At 70.8% G+C, this 18,749-nt stretch carries 24 protein-coding genes; 14 read left to right on the top strand and 10 right to left on the bottom strand.

The window, feature by feature from the left end; genetic code table 11:
- Positions 1-2: 2 nt before the first annotated feature.
- Positions 3-755: a HesA/MoeB/ThiF family protein gene (locus tag BO64_RS03355; protein ID WP_496401860.1), complete on the bottom strand. Its 753-nt coding sequence runs from the start codon at positions 753-755 to the stop codon at positions 3-5.
- 55 nt (positions 756-810) lie between these two features.
- Between BO64_RS03355 and hslV the strand changes: the two genes are divergently transcribed.
- Genes hslV through hslU form a run of 3 tightly spaced genes read left to right on the top strand, consistent with a single transcriptional unit; the run spans position 811 to position 3,533 of the window.
- On the top strand, positions 811-1,362 hold the full coding sequence (hslV, locus tag BO64_RS03350) for an ATP-dependent protease subunit HslV (RefSeq protein WP_496401859.1): 552 nt from the start codon (positions 811-813) through the stop codon (positions 1,360-1,362).
- On the top strand, positions 1,349-2,212 hold the full coding sequence (locus tag BO64_RS03345) for a nuclear transport factor 2 family protein (RefSeq protein WP_496401858.1): 864 nt from the start codon (positions 1,349-1,351) through the stop codon (positions 2,210-2,212). The genes hslV and BO64_RS03345 overlap by 14 nt, the downstream gene beginning before the upstream one ends.
- Before the next feature lie 16 nt (positions 2,213-2,228).
- Positions 2,229-3,533, top strand: a complete 1,305-nt coding sequence (gene hslU / locus BO64_RS03340) for an ATP-dependent protease ATPase subunit HslU (protein WP_496401857.1) — start codon at positions 2,229-2,231, stop codon at positions 3,531-3,533.
- 8 nt (positions 3,534-3,541) lie between these two features.
- On the opposite strand, the gene BO64_RS03335 is transcribed toward hslU, so the two are convergent.
- Positions 3,542-4,018, bottom strand: coding sequence for a DUF2244 domain-containing protein (locus tag BO64_RS03335; protein WP_496401856.1), 477 nt, complete (start codon positions 4,016-4,018; stop codon positions 3,542-3,544).
- Positions 4,019-4,107: 89 nt separating this feature from the next.
- Between BO64_RS03335 and nth the strand changes: the two genes are divergently transcribed.
- Genes nth through BO64_RS03300 form a run of 7 tightly spaced genes read left to right on the top strand, consistent with a single transcriptional unit; the run spans position 4,108 to position 8,884 of the window.
- A complete protein-coding gene (nth, locus tag BO64_RS03330) occupies positions 4,108-4,782 on the top strand; it encodes an endonuclease III (RefSeq protein ID WP_496401855.1) in 675 nt (224 codons plus the stop codon).
- A gap of 58 nt (positions 4,783-4,840) precedes the next feature.
- A complete protein-coding gene (locus BO64_RS03325) occupies positions 4,841-5,830 on the top strand; it encodes an adenosine kinase (RefSeq protein WP_496401854.1) in 990 nt (329 codons plus the stop codon).
- A gap of 5 nt (positions 5,831-5,835) precedes the next feature.
- Entirely contained in the window at positions 5,836-6,426 is a 591-nt protein-coding gene (hisB, locus tag BO64_RS03320; RefSeq protein ID WP_496401853.1) for an imidazoleglycerol-phosphate dehydratase HisB, read from the top strand.
- A gap of 10 nt (positions 6,427-6,436) precedes the next feature.
- Complete coding sequence (gene hisH, locus BO64_RS03315; protein WP_496401852.1) at positions 6,437-7,069, top strand: imidazole glycerol phosphate synthase subunit HisH; 633 nt, start codon at positions 6,437-6,439, stop codon at positions 7,067-7,069.
- Positions 7,066-7,788 carry a 1-(5-phosphoribosyl)-5-[(5-phosphoribosylamino)methylideneamino]imidazole-4-carboxamide isomerase gene (gene hisA, locus BO64_RS03310; RefSeq protein ID WP_496401851.1) on the top strand — a complete coding sequence of 241 codons (723 nt, stop codon included), beginning with the start codon at positions 7,066-7,068 and terminating at the stop codon, positions 7,786-7,788. Before hisH ends, hisA begins: the two co-directional genes overlap by 4 nt.
- Positions 7,788-8,555: an imidazole glycerol phosphate synthase subunit HisF gene (gene hisF / locus BO64_RS03305; protein ID WP_496401850.1), complete on the top strand. Its 768-nt coding sequence runs from the start codon at positions 7,788-7,790 to the stop codon at positions 8,553-8,555. Before hisA ends, hisF begins: the two co-directional genes overlap by 1 nt.
- Positions 8,555-8,884, top strand: a complete 330-nt coding sequence (locus BO64_RS03300) for a phosphoribosyl-ATP diphosphatase (protein WP_496401849.1) — start codon at positions 8,555-8,557, stop codon at positions 8,882-8,884. The genes hisF and BO64_RS03300 overlap by 1 nt, the downstream gene beginning before the upstream one ends.
- 13 nt (positions 8,885-8,897) lie before the next feature.
- Here BO64_RS03300 and BO64_RS03295 read toward each other — a convergent pair whose 3' ends face one another.
- The 3 genes from BO64_RS03295 to timA are packed head-to-tail and all read right to left on the bottom strand — an operon-like array spanning position 8,898 to position 11,132.
- Entirely contained in the window at positions 8,898-9,404 is a 507-nt protein-coding gene (locus tag BO64_RS03295) for a Smr/MutS family protein (RefSeq protein ID WP_496401848.1), read from the bottom strand.
- A gap of 10 nt (positions 9,405-9,414) precedes the next feature.
- Complete coding sequence (locus BO64_RS03290) at positions 9,415-10,506, bottom strand: MltA domain-containing protein (RefSeq protein WP_496401847.1); 1,092 nt, start codon at positions 10,504-10,506, stop codon at positions 9,415-9,417.
- A gap of 5 nt (positions 10,507-10,511) precedes the next feature.
- Positions 10,512-11,132 carry a TIM44-related membrane protein TimA gene (gene timA, locus BO64_RS03285; protein WP_496401846.1) on the bottom strand — a complete coding sequence of 207 codons (621 nt, stop codon included), beginning with the start codon at positions 11,130-11,132 and terminating at the stop codon, positions 10,512-10,514.
- Between the two features lie 162 nt (positions 11,133-11,294).
- Here timA and secB point away from each other — a divergent pair, with 162 nt between their 5' ends.
- A complete protein-coding gene (gene secB, locus BO64_RS03280; RefSeq protein ID WP_496401845.1) occupies positions 11,295-11,783 on the top strand; it encodes a protein-export chaperone SecB in 489 nt (162 codons plus the stop codon).
- Positions 11,784-11,906: 123 nt separating this feature from the next.
- On the opposite strand, the gene dnaQ is transcribed toward secB, so the two are convergent.
- Genes dnaQ through BO64_RS03255 form a run of 5 tightly spaced genes read right to left on the bottom strand, consistent with a single transcriptional unit; the run spans position 11,907 to position 15,535 of the window.
- A complete protein-coding gene (gene dnaQ, locus BO64_RS03275) occupies positions 11,907-12,611 on the bottom strand; it encodes a DNA polymerase III subunit epsilon (RefSeq protein WP_496401844.1) in 705 nt (234 codons plus the stop codon).
- Positions 12,612-12,643: 32 nt separating this feature from the next.
- The gene (gene coaE, locus BO64_RS03270; RefSeq protein ID WP_496401843.1) at positions 12,644-13,240 is read right to left on the bottom strand and encodes a dephospho-CoA kinase; all 597 of its coding nucleotides are present in this window, start codon (positions 13,238-13,240) and stop codon (positions 12,644-12,646) included.
- Positions 13,237-14,091, bottom strand: a complete 855-nt coding sequence (aroE, locus tag BO64_RS03265; protein ID WP_496401842.1) for a shikimate dehydrogenase — start codon at positions 14,089-14,091, stop codon at positions 13,237-13,239. Before aroE ends, coaE begins: the two co-directional genes overlap by 4 nt.
- Positions 14,088-14,684, bottom strand: coding sequence for a Maf family protein (locus BO64_RS03260; RefSeq protein WP_496401841.1), 597 nt, complete (start codon positions 14,682-14,684; stop codon positions 14,088-14,090). Before BO64_RS03260 ends, aroE begins: the two co-directional genes overlap by 4 nt.
- Positions 14,681-15,535, bottom strand: coding sequence for a pyruvate, water dikinase regulatory protein (locus BO64_RS03255; protein ID WP_496401840.1), 855 nt, complete (start codon positions 15,533-15,535; stop codon positions 14,681-14,683). Before BO64_RS03255 ends, BO64_RS03260 begins: the two co-directional genes overlap by 4 nt.
- 495 nt (positions 15,536-16,030) lie before the next feature.
- Here BO64_RS03255 and hemE point away from each other — a divergent pair, with 495 nt between their 5' ends.
- The 3 genes from hemE to BO64_RS03240 are packed head-to-tail and all read left to right on the top strand — an operon-like array spanning position 16,031 to position 18,586.
- On the top strand, positions 16,031-17,059 hold the full coding sequence (gene hemE / locus BO64_RS03250) for a uroporphyrinogen decarboxylase (protein ID WP_496401839.1): 1,029 nt from the start codon (positions 16,031-16,033) through the stop codon (positions 17,057-17,059).
- Between the two features lie 28 nt (positions 17,060-17,087).
- Positions 17,088-18,125, top strand: coding sequence for a ferrochelatase (gene hemH / locus BO64_RS03245; RefSeq protein WP_496401838.1), 1,038 nt, complete (start codon positions 17,088-17,090; stop codon positions 18,123-18,125).
- A complete protein-coding gene (locus BO64_RS03240; RefSeq protein ID WP_496401837.1) occupies positions 18,125-18,586 on the top strand; it encodes a CopD family protein in 462 nt (153 codons plus the stop codon). The genes hemH and BO64_RS03240 overlap by 1 nt, the downstream gene beginning before the upstream one ends.
- Positions 18,587-18,749 lie beyond the last annotated feature (163 nt).

The following is an 18,749-nucleotide window of genomic DNA, read 5'->3' as shown; positions in this document are numbered from 1 at the left end:
CGTCAGGGCCGCGAAGCTGCGGTTCCGCACACCGGGCATTCCGGATCGCCCGCCACCTTCACCGTCCGGGTCTCGGCGGCCAGGGCGTCGTAGATGAGCAGCCGCCCGCTCAGGGGCTCGCCCGCGCCGGTGATCAGCTTGATCGCCTCCATGGCCATCATCGAGCCGATGACCCCGGGCAGGGCGCCCACCACGCCCACCGCCACGCAGGTCTCGGCGTCCGGCGGGATCTCCGGCACCAGGCAGCGGTAGCAGGGCTGGCGGCCGAACACCCCCACCTGCCCCGTCCACCGGCCGATGGCGCCCGACACCAGGGGCTTGCCGTGCCGGACGCAGGCCGCGTTGACGGCGAAGCGGACGGAAAAGCTGTCGGTGCCGTCCAGCACCAAGTCGACGCCCTCCACCAGCTCGTCGGCGTTGGACGGCTCGAGGGCGCCGTTGAAGCCGGCGACGAAGACGTGGGGATTGAGCGCGTGCAGCCGGTCGGCGGCGGCGTCCACCTTGGCCCGGCCGAGGTCGTCCTCGGCGTAGATCACCTGCCGCTGCAGGTTCGAGCGATCCACCTCGTCGGGGTCGGCCAGGATGATGGTGCCGACGCCGGCGGCGGCGAGATAAAGCGACGCCGGGGCCCCGAGCCCGCCGGCCCCCACGATCAGCACGCTGGACCCCTTCAGCTTCTGCTGGCCGGGGCCGCCCACCTCGCGGAGCACCAGGTGCCGGGCGTAGCGCTCGATCTCTTCGTCGGTGAAACTCATTCGCCGAGATCCCGTCCCGCTTGACCTTGCCGGCCGCCCTGCTCACATCGCGCCCATGTCGAATAGCGCAGCCTTCCCCGATTGGCACGGGACCACCATCCTGGCCGTGCGCAAGGGTGGAAAGACGGTCATCGCCGGCGATGGGCAGGTGTCCATGGGCCAGACCGTCGTCAAGGGCGCCGCCCGCAAGGTCCGCCGCCTGGCGGGCGGCCGGGTGATCGCCGGGTTCGCCGGCTCCACCGCCGACGCCTTCACCCTCATCGAGCGCCTGGAGGCCAAGCTCGAGCAGTATCCCGAGCAGCTGGCCCGGGCCTGCGTGGATCTCGCCAAGGACTGGCGCACCGATCGCTACCTGCGCCGGCTGGAGGCCATGCTTCTGGTCGCTGACCGCGACAGCATCTTCACGGTCACCGGGGTCGGCGACGTGCTGGAGCCCGAACATGGGGTGGCCGCCATCGGCTCGGGCGGCAACTACGCCCTCGCCGCGGCGCGCGCCCTGATGGACGTGGACGGCCTCGACGCCGAGGCGGTGGCCCGCAAGGCCATGGCCATCGCCGCCGAGATCTGCGTCTACACCAATGGGGAGCTCACCGTTGAAGCCCTGTGACGCCCGCGGGGCGGCCCTGGCCCTGGCCCTCCTCGCCAGCCCCGCCCTGGCGGCGCAGGTCGATCCGGCGCCCGTCGTGGCCGCCGAGCGGGCCTTTGCGGCCGATGGGCTGGAACTGGGCGTCCAGGCGAGCTTCCTGAAACATTCGGCCCCCGAGGGCATCGTCTTCGCCCCCGAGCCGCGCCTCGCCCACGCCGTCTATGGCAAGCCCCAGCCCAAGGGCCCCGCCCTGGTCTGGTGGCCGCTCTGGGCGGGCATCTCCCGCTCGGGCGACCTCGGCTTCACCACCGGGCCCTACACCTATGACGGCCAGCCTCGGGCCTGGTACTTCACGGTGTGGGCCAAGCAGCCGGACGGAAGCTGGAAGTGGCTGTTCGACGGCGGCCCGCCCAGCAGCACCGAGGGCGCCGGCCCCAAGGATTCGCCCGTCGCCTACGCCCGGCTCGCCGCCCGGGAGGCGGGCTCGCCCGCCCAGGCCATGACCGAGGTGACGGCCGCCGAGAAGGCGCTCCACGCCGCAGCCCGGACCGACGTGGCCGACGCTTTCCTGGCCGTGCTCGCCGACGACGGGCGCATCACCGGCTCCAAGGCCCGGCCGCCCGCCAGCCGCGACGAGAACGCCGCCGAGCTGGCGACCCGCGCCAAGGCCATCGACTTTGCGCCCCTGGGCGGCCGCGCGTCCGCCGCCGGCGACCTTGCCTGGACCTATGGCGCCGCCCGCTGGACCGCCGACGGCGCGGAGAAGCGCGGCCACTACGTGCGCATCTGGCGCAACGACGCCGAGGGCTGGCGGCTGCTGTTCGACGAACTGCTCGAGGCCCCCACGCCTCAAAAGCCCGCCGCCGAGTGACTATCTGGCTTTCCCCATGACCGAATTCTCCCCGCGCGAGATCGTCTCCGAACTCGACCGCTTCATCGTCGGCCACCCCGAGGCCAAGCGCGCCGTGGCCGTGGCCCTGCGCAACCGCTGGCGCCGCCGTCGCGTGCCCGACGACCTGCGCGACGAAGTGACGCCGAAGAACATCCTGATGATCGGCCCCACCGGCGTCGGGAAGACCGAGATCGCCCGGCGGCTGGCGCGGCTGGCCCAGGCCCCGTTCCTGAAGGTCGAGGCCACCAAGTTCACCGAGGTGGGCTATGTGGGCCGCGACGTCGACCAGATCGTCCGGGACCTGGTGGAAAGCGCCATCGGCATGGTGCGCGAGAAGCGCCGGGCGGCCGTGAAGGCCCGGGCCGAGGCCGCCGCCGAAGAACGCATCCTGGACGCCCTCACCGGTCCCGGCTCCACCGCCGCCCGGGACGCCTTCCGCCGCAAGCTGCGGGCGGGCGAACTGGACGACAGGGAGGTGGAGCTGCAGCTCGCCGACACCTCCTCGCCCTTCGGCGCCATGGAGATCCCCGGCCAGCCCGGCGCCTCGCTGGGCGTGCTGAACCTGGGCGACATGTTCGGCAAGGCCTTCGGCGGCCGCACCAAGACCCACAAGACCACCGTGGCCGGCGCCTGGGTCCCGCTTATCGCCGAGGAGAGCGACAAGCTCCTCGACCAGGAGGCCCTGACCCAGGAGGCCCTGGAGCTCGCCGAGAACCACGGCATCGTCTTCCTCGACGAGATCGACAAGGTAGCGTCCCGCGCCGACCGCGCCGGGGCCGACGTCTCCCGCGAAGGCGTGCAGCGGGACCTGTTGCCGCTGATCGAGGGGACCACCGTCTCCACCAAGTACGGGCCGGTGAAGACCGACCACATCCTGTTCATCGCCTCGGGCGCCTTCCATGTGGCCAAGCCCTCGGACCTGCTGCCCGAGCTGCAGGGCCGCCTGCCCATCCGGGTGGAGCTCAAGGCCCTGACCCGCGAGGACTTCCGCCGCATCCTTACCGAGCCCGAAGCCAACCTGATCCGCCAGCACCAGGCCCTGCTGGCCACCGAGGGCGTGACCCTGGTCTTCACCGAGGAGGCCATCGACGCCCTCGCCGACGCCGCCGTGGCGGTGAACGGCTCGGTGGAGAATATCGGGGCCCGGCGCCTGCAGACCGTGCTCGAGAAGGTGCTGGAAGAGATCAGCTTCACCGCCGCCGACCGCGCCGGCGAGACCATCACGGTGGACGCGGCCTATGTGCAGTCGCGCATCGGCGAGCTGGCCAGCAGCGCGGACCTGTCGAAGTTCATCCTCTAGGGCGCGGGTCAGCCCCCGCGCCTGGCGCGCCAGATGGCGGTCTCCAGCGCCTCCGCGAAGTCGGCCCGCTCCCGGGGGCTGAGCGCGGTCGCCACCGGCGTTTCCCGGCCCGACAGGGCGAGCTTCAGCTCGATCACCCGGCCGTCGGACTCGTCCCGGTCGACGGCCACGCGGGTGAAGACCGTGGGGCTCTCCCACACCACCCGGGTCCATTTCGGCGTCTCATAGGTGACCACCACCCGGTGCGGCGTCACCTGCACCCGCTCCACATTGCGGGCCCGCTGGAAGCTGATCAGGAAGGCGACCACCACCGCGGCGAGGTCCACCCCCAGGAACACCGGCACCCAGTGCGCGCCCATGGCCACGAACACCGCAGCCGAGGCGACATTGGCCAGGGTGATGATGCTGATGAGGATGACGAACCCCCGCTCCGACAGCGACCGGTTCGGAGTGATCACCGCATCCATGTAGAGCGCCGGGACCATCGACGCCGGAGGATAATTCGCCCGTCGGCGGCGCTCCACTCCCTTTGGGCGGACTTGTGGCGGCCGGGCGGCGCAGGCCATCTAGCGCCATGGCCAAGGCCCTGAAACGCAAACCCCTGCCGCCCGCCGAGACGGCCCGGATCGCCGAACTGTTCGCCCGCTTCGAAGCCGACGAAAGCGACCCGCGCACCGAGCTCGACTACCACAGCCCCTACACTCTGGTGGTCGCCGTCGCCCTGTCGGCCCAGGCCACCGACGTCTCGGTGAACAGGGCCACGGCCAGACTGTTCGAGGTCGCTGACACCCCGCAGAAGATGCTGGCCCTGGGCGAAGAGGGGCTGAAGGGCTTCATCTCGTCCATCGGCCTCTTCAACACCAAGGCCAGGAACGTCATCCGCATGGCGCAGATCCTGGTGGACGAGTACGGCGGCGAGGTGCCCCTGGAGCGCGAGAAGCTGCAGGCCCTCCCCGGCGTCGGCCGCAAGACCGCCTCGGTGGTGCTGAACGAGCTGCGGGTGGAGCCGGCCATCGCCGTGGACACCCACGTCTTCCGCGTCTCCCATCGCCTGGGCCTGTCCCAGGGCAAGACGCCGGAGGCGGTGGAGGCCGAGCTGATGGCCATCGTCCCCGAGCCCTACCTGACCCGGGCCCACCACTGGCTGATCCTGCACGGCCGCTACATCTGCGTCGCCCGTCGCCCGAAGTGTGAGCAATGTCCGGTGGCCGACCTGTGCCCCAGCCGGCATCTGTTCAGCGGCGTCTAGCGGCAGGGGCCGTTTCCCTGTAATCGGCGCCCACTCGCCTCGGGGAAGAAGTCCAGCAATGCCAGAGCTCTATGACGTCGCCGCCATCGGCAACGCCATCGTCGACGTGATCGCGCCGACTACCGACGAGTGGATCCTGGAGCAGGGCCTGGCGAAGGGCTCGATGCAGCTGGTCGACCAGGCGCAGAGCCAAGCGCTCTATTCCCGGATGCAGGCCGGGGTGGAGACCTCCGGCGGCTCGGCCGCCAACACCATCGCCGGCCTGGCGAGCTTCGGGGGCAAGGGCGCCTTCATGGGCAAGGTGGCGGACGACAAGCTGGGCGAGGTCTTCGCCCACGACATGCGCGCCATCGGCGCCCGCTTCGAGAACGCCCCGCTGGTGGGCGGCCCGGCCACCGCGGTGTCGATGATCAACGTCACGCCGGACGCCCAGCGCACCATGTGCACCTACCTCGGCGCTTCGGTGGAGTTCAGCGACGCCGACGTGGAGGCCGACGTCATCGAGGCCTCCAGGATCGTCTATCTTGAGGGCTATCTGTTCGACGCCGAGGCCGCCCGCCGCGCCTTCGCCAAGGCCGCCGCCCTGGCCCACGGCTCGGGCCGGATGATCGCCCTCACCTTGTCCGACAGCTTCGTGGTGGAGCGCCACCGCACCGCCCTGCTCGGCTTCATCGAGAGCCAGGTGGACCTGCTGTTCGCCAACGAGTCGGAGCTCCTGGCGCTGTTCCAGACCGACAGCTTCGACGCCGCCGCCGAGGCCCTGCGCCAGAGGGTCAAGCTCGCCGCCGTCACCCGCAGCGAAAAAGGCTCCATCATCCTCTCGCAGGGCGAGCGTCTGACCGTCGCCGCCGAGCCGGTGGAAAAAGTCGTGGACACGACGGGCGCCGGCGACCAATACGCGGCCGGGTTCATGTTCGGCCTCTCCCGCGGGCGTCCGCTGCAGCAGTGCGGCAAGCTGGCCTCGCTGGCGGCGGCCGAGGTGATCTCGCACTACGGCCCGCGGCCGCAGGTCTCGCTCAAGGACCTGGCGGCCTCGAAGGGATATTGAACACCATGAGCCGCACGGCCGAAGTCCGCCGCGACACCAAGGAAACCCAGATCCGGGTCTGGGTGGACCTGGACGGGACCGGCGCGTCCGAAATCTCCACCGGCGTGGGCTTCTTCGACCACATGCTGGACAGCTTCGCCCGCCACGGCGGCATCGACCTGAAGGTCGACACCAAGGGCGACCTGCATATCGACATGCACCACACCGTCGAGGACACTGGCATCGTCCTCGGCCAGGCGATCAAGCAGGCGCTGGACGGCTTCAAGGGCATCCGCCGGTTCGGCCACGCCTACATCCCGATGGACGAGACCCTGGCGCGCTGCGCCATCGACCTGTCGAACCGGCCCTACCTCATCTGGAAGACCGAGTTCCGCACCCCCAAGGTCGGCGAGATGGACACCGAGCTCTTCAAGGAGTTCCACCACGCCTTCGCCATGAACCTCGGCGCCTGCGTGCATCTGGAAACCCTCTACGGGACCAACTCGCACCACATCGCCGAGAGTGGGTTCAAGGCCCTGGCCCGGGCGCTGCGGCAGGCCATAGAGCTTGACCCCAAGACCCACGGCCACGCCCCCTCCACCAAGGGCGTCCTCTAGGATCATTACGATGCAGAGGGTGGCCCTGATCGACTATGGGTCGGGCAACCTGCGCTCGGCCGAAAAGGCCCTGGTCCGCGCCGCGGACGGGAAAGCCGAGATCGTGGTGACGCACGATCCCGAGGTGATCGCCCGCGCCGACCGCGTGGTGCTGCCAGGCGTCGGCGCCTTCGCCGCCTGCATGACGGCGCTCCAGGCCCGCGAGGGGGTGATCGAGGCCATGACCGAGGCCGTCCGCGGTCGCGGCGCGCCGTTCCTCGGCATCTGCGTGGGCATGCAGCTCCTGGCCACGCGCGGCCTCGAGTTCGGCGAGACCGCCGGCCTCGGCTGGATCCCGGGGGACGTGAAGCGTATCGAGCCGACCGACCCGGCCGCCAAGGTGCCCCACATGGGCTGGAACGCCCTGCTGGACGTGGCCGATCACCCGCTGTTCCGCAGCCTCGAGGGGCGGCCGGTCTATTTCACCCACTCCTTCGCCTTCTTCGCGGAGGACGCAGGCGACGTCGCGGCCTATGTGGACCACGGCGGCCGTTTCCCCGCCGCTGTCACGCATGGCGTCATGGCCGGCGTTCAGTTTCACCCGGAGAAGTCGCAAGGCGCCGGCCTCTCCCTTCTTGCCGATTTCCTGGAGTGGCGCCCTTGATCCTTTATCCCGCCATCGACCTGAAGGACGGCCAGTGCGTGCGCGTCCTGCATGGCGACCTGTCCACGGCCACGGTCTTCAACACCGACCCCGGCGCCCAGGCCCGTCAGTGGGCCGACGCCGGCTTCCACTGGATCCATGTGGTCGACCTGAACGGCGCCGTGCAGGGTGAGGCGGTGAACGCCGCGGCCGTGGAGGCCATCCTGTCGGCGGTGTCGATCCCGGTGCAGCTCGGCGGCGGCATCCGCACCCTGGCCGACGTGGAGCGCTGGATCGAGGCCGGCGTCAGCCGCGTCATCCTCGGCACCGTGGCCGTGAAGCAGCCCGAGGTCGTCATCGAGGCGGCCAGGCGCTTCCCCGAGCAGATCGCCGTCAGCGTCGACGTGCGCGGGGGCAAGGTGGCCGTCCAGGGCTGGACCGCCGACAGCGACCTCGACGCCATCACCGTGGCCAAGCGGTTCGAGGACGCCGGCGTCGGCGCCCTGATCATCACCGACATCGACCGCGACGGCACGGTCATGGGCTTCAACGTCGAGGCCTTCGGGGCGATCGCCGATGCGGTGAAGATTCCCGTGATCGCCGCCGGCGGCCTCGCCTCGGTGGACGACCTGGTGAAGGTCAAGGCGCGGGCCGGCACGCCCATCGCCGGCGCGGTGCTGGGCCGGGCGCTCTACAACGGCGCCATCGACCCGGCCGAGGCCCTGAAGGTCGCCGCCTGATGCTCAATGTGCGCGTCATCCCCTGCCTGGACGTGAAGGACGGGCGCGTGGTGAAGGGCGTGCAGTTCGTCAGCCTGCGCGACGCCGGCGATCCGGTGGAGCAGGCGCGGGCCTATGACGCCGCCGGCGCCGACGAGCTGATGTTCCTCGACATCACCGCCAGCCACGAGAACCGCGGCACCATCTTCGACGTGGTGGCCCGCACGGCCGAGGTCTGTTTCATGCCCCTGTCGGTGGGCGGCGGCATCCGCACCGTCGAGGACGCCCGCCGTCTTCTGCTGGCGGGGGCCGACAAGATCAGCATCAACACCGCCGCCGTGAAGGATCGCACCCTGATCTCGGGCTGCGCCGACGCCTTCGGCAGCCAGGCCACCGTCGTCGCCATCGACGCCAAGCGGGTCGGCGAACGCTGGCGGGTGTTCATCTACGGCGGCCGTGAGGACACCGGCCTCGACGTGGTGGACTACGCCATTGACGTGGTGAAGCACGGGGCGGGCGAGATCCTGCTCACCTCCATGGACCGCGACGGAGCCAAGACCGGCTACGACCTCGACCTGCTGCGCGAGGTGTCCCAGGCCGTGGGCGTGCCGGTGATCGCCTCGGGCGGGGCGGGCGAAGCCGCGCACATGGTCGACGCCGTGCGAGCCGGGGCCGACGCCGTGCTGGCCGCCTCGATCTTCCACTTCGGCGAGGTGTCCATCGGCGAGGTGAAAGCCGCCATGGCCGCCGAAGGGCTGCCCGTGCGCATCACCGAGGAGGCCGCCTGATGGCCCACCAGCGCTTCGCCGAGGTTCTCGGCCGGCTCACCGCCACCATCGAGAGCCGCAAGGGCGCGGACGGCTCCACGTCCTATACCGCCCAGCTCCTCTCCAACCTGGACCGCGCCGCCAAGAAGCTGGGCGAGGAGGCGGTCGAGGCCGTGATCGCCGCGGCCCAGGGCGATCGCGACGCCCTGACCGCGGAAAGCGCCGACCTCGTCTATCACTGGCTGGTGGTGCTGGCCGCCGCCGGGGTCAGCCTCGACGAGGTGGCCGAACGTCTGGAGGCCCGGGAAGGCACCTCCGGCCTCGTCGAGAAGGCCGGCCGCAAGCCCTGACGACCGAGCCGCCTCAGCTCCGCGGCTTGCGCTTCAGCGCCACATAGAGCGCGCCGGCCCCGCCATGCCGGCGGTGAGCCTCCGACACGCCCGCCACGATATGGGCGAGGTGTCTGGCCGCCAGCCATTCGGGGGCCGAACGCCGCAGCACCCCGTCCCCCTGGACGCCCTTGCCGGTGATCACCAGCACCGCCCGGCATCCCTCGTCGAAAGCCCGGCCGAGGAAGGCCTCCAGCGCCGCCCGCGCCTGGTCCTGGGTCATGCCGTGCAGGTCGATCCGCGCGCCGATGGGATCGCGTTCCCGGGCGATGCGGGTCTTGCGGTTGGGTTCGATGTCATCGACGCCCTCCCGCCGCGCAACGGGGGTCCGCACGGTGACGGTCTTCGGGTCGATCCGGGCCGGGGCGTCCAGCGTCTGGGGCGTGGGCTGCCTTGGCGTCGCCCGGCCGGGCAGCGGATGGACCGTGGCCGCCACCAGCGACCAGATCCTCTGCTCCTCCCGCTTCAGCGGACGTTTCACGGCGCAGGCCTCACGACCGCGGCACGAGGCGATAGAGGCGCAGGGTGTGGCGCACCCGCCCGGCCTCCACGCCGGCGGCCGGCCCTTCGCCCAGGTAGAGGTCGGCCCGGACCGGCCCCTTGATGGCCCCGCCCGTGTCGAGGGCCGTGGCCAGACGACGGTAGGTGGGGAAGGCGCCGGCCAGCAGGGGCGCCTCGCCGTCGAGCCAGAACAGTTCGCCATAGGTGTGGAAGGCGGGATCCACCGCGATGGCCCGGCCGGCCGGCAGGGGAACGCCCGCCGCGCCCACGGGGGGCTTTCCGTCGTCGGGCGCCAGGCGGAAGAAGGCGTAGCGGGGGTTCAGGCGCATGAGCTCGTCCGCCGCCGGCCCGCGGTTCTCGGCCAGCCAGGCGCGGATCGCCTCGCCCGAGGTGTTGTCCCGGGCCAGCAGGCCGCGGTCACGCATGATGTTGGCGATCCCCGCGAAGGGCAGGCCGTTGTTGGCGGCGTAGAGCGCCTTCATCCGCCGGCCGTCCTCGAAGACCAGCACGCCCGACCCCTGGATTTGCAGGAAGAACAGCTCCTCGGGGCGCATCCAGGCGATGGCGTCCCGGGCAGGGCGCGCCTCGATCTCGGCGCGGGAGGCATAGGGCTGGCCGTTCACCAGGTCGGCGGGCTTGGGCCGCACCGGCATGCTGAACTCGGCTTCCGGGCGGGACCGGGCGGCGTAGACCGGGGCGTAGTAGGCGGTGAGCACGCCCTCGCCGGGCAGGACCTCGGCCTGGAAGACGTCCTCGAAGAACGCCCTGGCGTCGGAGGGGCCGAGCGGCCCTTGCGCGCGGGCCCTGGCGCAGGCCTCCGCCAGGTCGCGCCGCCGGGCCACGTGGCAGGTCTCGCGGAAGGCGCGGAGCGCCTCCGCATGATCCTCGCGCATCCAGCCGGGCAGGGCGGCCAGCTCCACCCGCGACCCCGGCGGCGGCGCGGGGCGGAGCGGCGGGCCCGCCTCCGTCGGCGGCGGGCGATAGGGCGCCACGGGGCCCTGGGGGGCGATGGCTTGGGGCGTCGCGCAGGCGGCGAGGCTCAGGGCGGCCAGGGCCGCCCCCAGGACCGGGCGGAGGTTCAAGGGGTCTACGCCTCCGCGGCGTCGACGTGGACCAGGGTCCAGTTGGGGTCGCGGCTCTTGAGGTGGCGTTCGAAGGTCCAGAGCTCGGCGGTGCGGCGGTCGTCCACGGCCTCGCCCTCGGGGCCCTTGGAGCGGCTGCGGAACTCGGCCAGGAACCGGACCACCACCCGGGCAAGATCGCCGGGGCCGACATCCACACGCTCGAGGTCGGCCCGGGGGGCGTGCAGGAACTCGACGCTCTCGGTGCGGCCTTCGGTCTCGCGCTGCTGGATGGCGGCCTCGAAGCTCGCCAGCACGTCAGGGGCGAGGAGATTCTGCAGGGTCGCGCGGTCGCCCTCGGCGAAGGCGCGGACGATCATCTCATAGGCCTGCTTCGCGCCGCCCAGGAACCGGCTGACGTCGAAGCTGGGATCCTGGGCCTTCACGGCGGCGAGACCGGTGAGGGCCACCCCCTCTTCGACCGGCTCGATCGGCGGATCGAGGGGCCGCAGGGGCCCACGCCCCGCCTCGGCTGGCGGCGCCTGGTCCTCCGGTTGGCGTCCCACCCGTCGGCCCAGCACCGAATAGAGCTGGTAGAGCACGATGGCGGCGAGGCCGGCGAAGATGATCAGCTCGAGGACTTGCAACGCTTTCCCTTGGGCTTCGGACGCACACGGTCCAACGCCTCTATATAGGCTGCTCGAACGCCGCCGTCAGGGGCGGCGTTGCATCCCTCAAGGGCCCATGTTAGCCGGGCCGCCCAAGAGGGCGTAAACCTTTGACGCCCACAGCAGGATTTTAGCTCGACCATGTCCGAATCCGACGCCGGCGCGCCGCTTCCGCCCGAGGGCGCTGCCGAAGGCCCTGGCATCCGCATCCTCGCCCAGTTCATCCGCGACCTGTCGTTCGAGAACCCGCGCGCCCCCGAGGCCCTGCGGGCGAGCCCGTCGCAGCCGCAGATCGACCTCGGCGTCGAGATGAACGCCCGCGGCCGTGAGGACGGCCTGTTCGAGGTGGACCTGAAGCTCTCGGCCAAGGCCACCCGCGACGACGGCGCCCTGTTCATGGTCGAGCTGCTGTACGGCGGCGTCTTCCAGATCAGCGGCATTCCAGCCGAGGAGATGGAGCCGGTGCTGCTTATCGAGTGCCCGCGCTATCTTTTCCCCTTCGCCCGCCGCGTCATCGCCGACGTCACGGCCGAAGGCGGCTTCCCGCCGTTCCTGCTGGACCCGATCGACTTCGCCGGGGTCTATGCCGCCCGCAAGGCGCAGGAACAGGAGCAGGTCGGCCACGCCTGAGGCCGGCCGATCCGATCCTTTTCGGGACGGGCGGGCGCAAGGCTCGGGCGTCAGGCCTGGACAGCTCGCCCCCGCCCGGACTCCCTAAGATCCGATCTCTCCTCGATGGGAGGTCGGCCCTGACTAGAGCCCGAACCGGCTCCAGAGCTCTTCGCTCTTCACCACCTCGCGGATGAAGGCGGCGTGGACCGCACGCTCGCTTTCCGTGGAAAGCGGCGCCAGGGGCCGCGGCCGCGCCCCGTAGGCGTTGCGGGTGGCGGCGTGCACGGCGTTGACGGCCACCGTCGAGGTGAGCTCCAGGCGCCGCTCACGGCCGCCGCGCAGTTCCAGATAGACCGCCGCCAGCAGCTTGGTGTCGATCAGAGCCCCGTGCTTCTCACGCTCGGCCAGCGAGATCTTGAAGCGCTTGCAGAGGGCGTCCAGGGAGTTGTGCATCCCCGGGAAACGCTGCTTGGCCAGGGCCAGGGTGTCGATCCAGCGCTCTTCGGGCAGCTCGGGCCGGTTGCAGTTGGCCAGCTCCCAGTTGATGAAGCCGCGGTCGAAGGCGGCGTTGTGCGCCACCAGCGGCGCATCGCCGATGAAGTCCAGGAAGGCGTCCACCACCTCGGGATGCTCGAAGCGCGGCTTCCCGCGCAGGAAGGCCGTGGACAGGCCATGGATCTTCTCGGCCTCGGCCGGCATGTCGCGGCAGGGGTCGATGTAGACGTGCAGGTGACGGCCCGTCGGGACGAAATCCTCAATCTCGAGACAGGCCAGTTCCACCAGGCGATCGCCCGTCTTGGGGTCGAAGCCGGTGGTTTCCGTATCGAGAACGATCTCGCGCGCCATGACCCTTCAATGGCCTGCGTCGCCGGCCTTTTTCAACCGGCGGAAGCGCGCACCGCCGCGATGATATGGAAGACCTGTTCCCGGGCGTGGGCGAGCCCCTGGCCGGTGTCGACCACGAAATGGGCCCGGGCCCGCTTCTCGGCGTCGGGGGTCTGCTGGGCGAGGATCGCATCCAGCCGCTCGGGCGTCATGCCGGGCCGGGCCAGCACCCGCTCGCGCTGCAGCTCTGGCGGGGCCGAGACCACCACCACATAATCGACGTTGGCGTGGCCGCCGGTCTCGAACAGCAGCGGCACGTCCAGCACCACGAGGTCGGCGCCCAGTTCCTCGGCCGCCTTGAAGAAGCCCACCCGGTCCTGGCCCACCAGCGGATGGACGATGGCGTTCAGCCGTTTGAGCGCTTCGGGATCGCCCAGCACCCGCTGACGCAGGGCTTCCCGGTCGACCCGGCCGTCCTTGACCACGCCCGGAAAGGCCTCGCCCACGGGGCCCACCGCCGCCCCGCCCTGGTCATAGAGGGCGTGGACCGCCGCGTCGGCGTCGTAGACCGGCACGCCCGCCTCGCGGAACATGGCCGCGGTGGTCGACTTGCCCATGCCGATGGAGCCGGTGAGGCCGATAATCTTCATAGGCCGAGCGCCTTCAGGGCCAGGGTCCGCACATCCACCGCTTCGGGCGGCGGCGCGCCGTAGAACGCTTCGAACGAGGGGACCGCTTGGCGGATCAGCATCTCGAGGCCGTCCACCGTTCGCCGGCCCAGCTTCTGCGCCTCCGCCAGGAACGGCGTCACCAGGGGCTTGTAGACCATGTCCATCACCACCGCCGTCTCCGGGGTTGCGGCCAGGGGCGTGTCCAGGCTGGGCTCGCCGCCCAGGCCGGCCGAGGTGGCGTTGATCACCACGCCCGCCCCGGCGAAGGCCTCCACCGCCCGGTCCAGGGGCAGGGCGATCACGCCGCGGCCGACGGCGTCCGCGATGGCCTGGGCCTTGGCCACGGTGCGGTTCACGATCCACACCTCCGGCGCCCCGGCGCCGAGCAGGGCGGCGACCGCTCCCTTGGCCGCGCCGCCTGCGCCCAGCACCACCGCCGGCCCGGCGGCGGGATCGAAACCCGGCGCCTGGGCGGCGAGGGCGCCCAGGAGCCCCAGGCCATCGGTGTTGTCGGCCAAGATCCGACCGTCGCTCTCGAAGACGATCAGGTTCGCCGCACCCGCCGTCTCGGCCCTCGGGCTGACCACGTCAGCCGCCGCCAGGGCGGCCTCCTTGAAGGGGATGGTGACGTTCAGCCCGCGGATCGCCCCGCCGCGGCAGGCGTCCACGAAGGCCAGAAAGCGGTCCTCCGCGGGGGCGAAGGCCACATAGACCCCGTCAATCCCGGCGCCGGCCAGCCAGGCGTTGTGGATCAGGGGCGAGAGCGAGTGGGCCACGGGTCGGCCGGCGACGCCTGCGACCACGGTGCGTCCGGTGATGGGCGACGTCATGCAGCGAGGGCTCCGTGGCGGCGCAGCAGGTCGAAGAGGCCGAAGATCGGCAGGCCGAGGATGGCGAAATAGTCCCCGTCGATGCGACTGAAGAGCTGGGCGCCGGGACCCTCCAGGCGATAGCAGCCCACCGAGCCCAGGGCCTGCGGGCCTTCGCTCGCCAGATAGGCCTCGAGAAACGCGTCCGAGAAGTCGCGCATCGTCAGGGTGCAGGTGACCACCTCGCGCCAGATCGGCGCCCCGTCCTTGGCCACCACCACCGCCGAATGCAGCTTGTGGGGCTTGCCGCGCAGAAGCCGCAGCCGCTCCCGGGCGGCCTCCAGGGTCTCGGCCTTGTCGTAGAGCCGGCCTTCGAAATCCAGGGTCTGGTCTGAGCCGATGACGAAGCCCGGCCGCTTGGCCGAGACCCGGATGGCCTTCAGCTCGGCGAGGGCGTCGGCGATGTCCCTCGGGCCCGCGCCCTCCGCCAGCAACGAGCCCTTCACGGCGTCCTCGTCGACGCCGGCCACCACGCTCTGGAACGGCACCCCCGCGCCTTCCAGCACGGCGCGCCGGGCGGCGCTCTTCGACGCCAGGATGATGGGATCGCTCAACCCAGGACCTCGATCTGGCCATGGCCGCCGTGCAGCAGGTTCAGCACCGCCGCGGCCGTCTCCTCCACCGACCGGCGGGTCACGTCGATGACCGGCCAGCTGTAGCGCTCATAGAGCCGCCGGGCATAGACGATCTCCTCCCGCACCGAGTCCACGTCGATATAGGACGACTCGCGGTTCTCCTTGAGGCTGAGCAGTCGGTTGCGGCGGATCTGGATCAGACGGTCCGGCGAGATCGTCAGGCCGACGATCAGGGTGTTCTTCATGGTGAAGAGCTTCTCGGGAACCGGCCGCCCCGGCACCAGGGGCACATTGGCCGCCCGCACGCCCCGGTGGGCCAGGTAGATGCAGGTCGGCGTCTTGGACGTCCGCGACACCCCCACCAGCACCACGTCCGCCTGGTCGAGGTCCTGGCCGCCCTGGCCGTCGTCATGGCCGATGGCGTAATTCAGCGCGTCCATGCGGTTGAAATAGTCGTTGTCGAGCCGCAGGTGCGCCCCGACCCGGCTGGTGGTCGCGGCCCCCAGGTACCGCTGCATGGCGCTGACCAGCGGGTCCAGGGCGGGAATGCACGGCATGTCCATCCGCCGGCAGCCGTCCTCCAGGGCCTGACGCAGGCCGTCATCGACGATGGTGTGCAGGACGATCCCCGGCGCCTCGGCGATGTCGGAGAGGGCCCGGTCCAGCTGCCGCTGCGATCGGACGAGGGCGTAGATGTGCTCAATCGGCAGCACGTTCTCGAACCGGGCGCACACGGCCCGGGCCATGGCGTTCAGCGTCTCGCCGGTGGAGTCCGACACCAGGTGGACATGGAAGTAGGTGGCGAGCCGTGGTGGCGTGGAGGTCGGCAAGGGGGCGCCCGAAGCTGGGGATGAAACCTGTGGACTTCCTCTTAGCGAACGGGAGCGCCGATGGGGAGAACCGCGCGTCCCGGCGGGCGCCGTTCGGGGCCGCGGTGGACGGGCGGGATGAAACGGCCGGTTTACACTTCATTAACCAACAGGTCCGGCAGGCTGGGCGCCGACGGATGCAGGAATGTCGACAGGCGCGGGTCGGACGCGGTCAAACCAACGGTCATTCCATCGTCTGTTAATGAAATCTTAATCGCCTCAGAGAGGGTTGGCCGACGATCCCCGTGATCCACAGGATGGGAGAACTTCGGCCGCCGATCCGGGATGACCTGGGAAAAACCAGGGCGCCGATGGTGGGCTGACCCAATTATCCACGTCCTCGACAGGCCCAATCCCTTCTTCCTCATCCCTTTCAAGACTCTTTTGGATTGAAGAGAGGGACGGCTGTCCGGGCCGGGCTTGAGCCGGACGGGCGGGCGCGCTTTAAGGCTCGGGATGAGCGATCCTACCCCGAAGCTCCTGAGGGCCCTCGCTGGCGAGGCCCAGGAACGGCCCCCCATCTGGTTCATGCGGCAGGCGGGGCGTTCGCTTCCCGAGTACCGCGAGCTTCGCGCCAAGGCGCCGGACTTCATCTCGTTCTGCCTGCATCCCGAGATGGCGGCCGAGGCGACGCTGCAGCCCATGCGGCGCTTCCCGATGGATGCGGCCATCGTCTTCGCCGACATCCTGCTGATCCCCCTGGCCCTCGGCCAAAAGGTCGGGTTCGAGGCGGGTGAGGGGCCGCGGCTTGATCCCCTGCCGCCCATCGAGGCCCTGCGCGACCAGATCGAGGCCTCCACCGGACGCCTCGCCGCCGTGGGCGAGACGCTGGCGCGGGTACGGGCCGAGCTTGAGCCGGACCGGGCCCTCATCGGCTTCGCCGGGGCGCCCTGGACGGTGGCCACCTACATGCTGGAAGGTCGCGGTTCGGAGCGTGAGGCGGCTCGGGCCTATGCCTACGCCCATCCCGACGAGCTGGACGCCCTGCTGGACGTGCTGGTCGAGGCCACCGCCCGCTATCTGGTCATGCAGGCCAGGGCCGGCGCCCAGGCCCTGAAGCTGTTCGAGAGCTGGGCCGAGGGTCTGTCGGAGGACGTCTTCGAGCGCATCGTGGTTCGGCCGCACGCGGCCATCGTGGAGAAGGTGCGCGCCGCCGGGGTCACCGCCCCCATTATCGGCTTCCCCCGCGGGGCCGGCGCCCAGGTCGAGATCTATGCGGAAGGCTGTCCGGTGGAGGGGATCGCCCTCGACACCCAGGCCACCGCGGCCCTTGGCCGGCGCCTGCAGGCCCAGGGCCGGTGCATCCAGGGCGCCCTGGACAATCTGCTGCTCCGCCAGGGCGGTCCCGCCCTGGACGCCCGGGTTGAACAGCTCCTGGCCCAGTGGGGCGATGGGCCCTGGATCTTCAACCTCGGCCACGGGGTCATCCCCGACACGCCGATCGAGAACATCGCCAGGGTGGTCGCCCGCGTGACCGGCAGGTGAGGACGATGCGGGCAGGCAGGATCAGGCCATGAAGCGCGCCGCCGTCCTCTTCAATCTGGGCGGGCCGGATGGCCAGGCGGCGGTCAAGCCGTTCCTGTTCAACCTGTTCCGGGATCCCGCGATCATGCAGGTCCCGGCCATCGTGCGCTATCCGCTGGCGGCCCTGATCGCCTCGCGGCGGGAGAAGTTCGCCCAGGCCAACTACGCCATCATGGGCGGCGGCTCGCCCCTGCTGCCCGAGACCGAGAAACAGGCCCGGGCTCTGGAAGCCGAACTCGCGCGCCGGACGCCGGCGGTCGAGACACGGGTCTTCATCTCCATGCGCTACTGGAAGCCGCGGGCCGACGAGGCGGCGCGGCAGGTGGCGGCCTTCGCGCCCGACGAGATTGTCCTGCTGCCGCTCTATCCGCAGTTCTCCACCACCACCACCGCCTCGTCGCTCAGGGATTGGGCCAGGGTTTACAGGGGGCCTGGCCGCACGCGCATCGTCTGCTGCTATCCCGAGGCGCCGGGCCTGGCTGACGCCTATGCCGGCATGATCCGCCAGACCTGGGAGGCGGCGGGCCGCCCGGGGAACATCCGCCTGCTGTTCTCGGCCCACGGCCTGCCGCAGAAGGTCGTGGACGCTGGCGATCCCTACGAGGCGCAGGTCGAGGCCACCGCGCGCCGGGTGGCGGCCAGGCTGCCGGAACTGGCTGACTGGAAGGTCTGCTACCAGAGCCGGGTCGGACCGCTGAAATGGCTCCAGCCGTCCACGGACGACGAGGTCCGCCGGGCGGCGGCCGACGGCAAGGGCCTGCTCATCTGTCCTATCGCCTTCGTCTCCGAGCACGTGGAGACCCTGGTCGAGCTCGACCATGAATATGCGCAGCTGGCGCGGGAACTGGGGATCGGGACCTATCTTCGGGCGCCGACGCCGACGGTGGCCGAGGGTCTCATCGCCACCCTGGCCGAGGCGGTGGAGACCGCGGGGGTTGAGACGGCTCCCTATGGCCCCTGGCGGTGCCCGGCGGAACATGGCAAGTGCGCCTGCCGGGATAGGAAGCTTCAGGGGAACGCGGCCTGATGGACTGGTACAACCTGCTGCGCGCGCTGCACATCATCGCGGTGATCGCCTGGATGTCCGGCATGATGTACCTGCCGCGGCTCTACGCCTATCACACCGAGACGGCCCCGCCGGGCAGCCCCTTCGACGCCCACTTCCAGGTCTGGGAAGCGCGGCTGCTGCGGATCATCATCAACCCGGCCATGGCCGTCACCTGGCTCCTCGGGCTGGCGTTGATCTTCTTCCACGTCCATGCGGCCGGCCGCGGCTGGGGCTTCCTGGCCCAGCCCTGGGTGCTGGTGAAGCTGGCGGCGGTGATCGCCCTGTCCGGCTATCACGGCTTCCTCTCCAAGGCGCGCAGGCGTCTGGCCGCCGGCGACCGCTCGAAAAGCTCGAAGTTCTGGCGGGCCACCAATGAGATCCCGTTCCTGCTGGCGGTCATCGCCGTCCTGGCCGTGGTCCTGGAATTCGGCGCCCGCTGACCCCATCTGGAAGGCGCCGGCCAGAGCGTGGGGCCGGCGCCGCTTGACCCGTCACCCCTGATGTGGTCCTGCTCGCTCCACGCGTCGCGGCGAGCGGCGCGCCCCGCCTTTTCACCGGCCCTGGACGCAGGCTTCGACAGCGCGCCCCGGACCGGACCCCGAA

This window comes from Phenylobacterium composti DSM 19425, assembly GCF_059568645.1.
The sequence above is the reverse complement of the archived record's forward strand: the minus strand, read 5'-3'. Positions and strand labels throughout refer to the sequence as shown.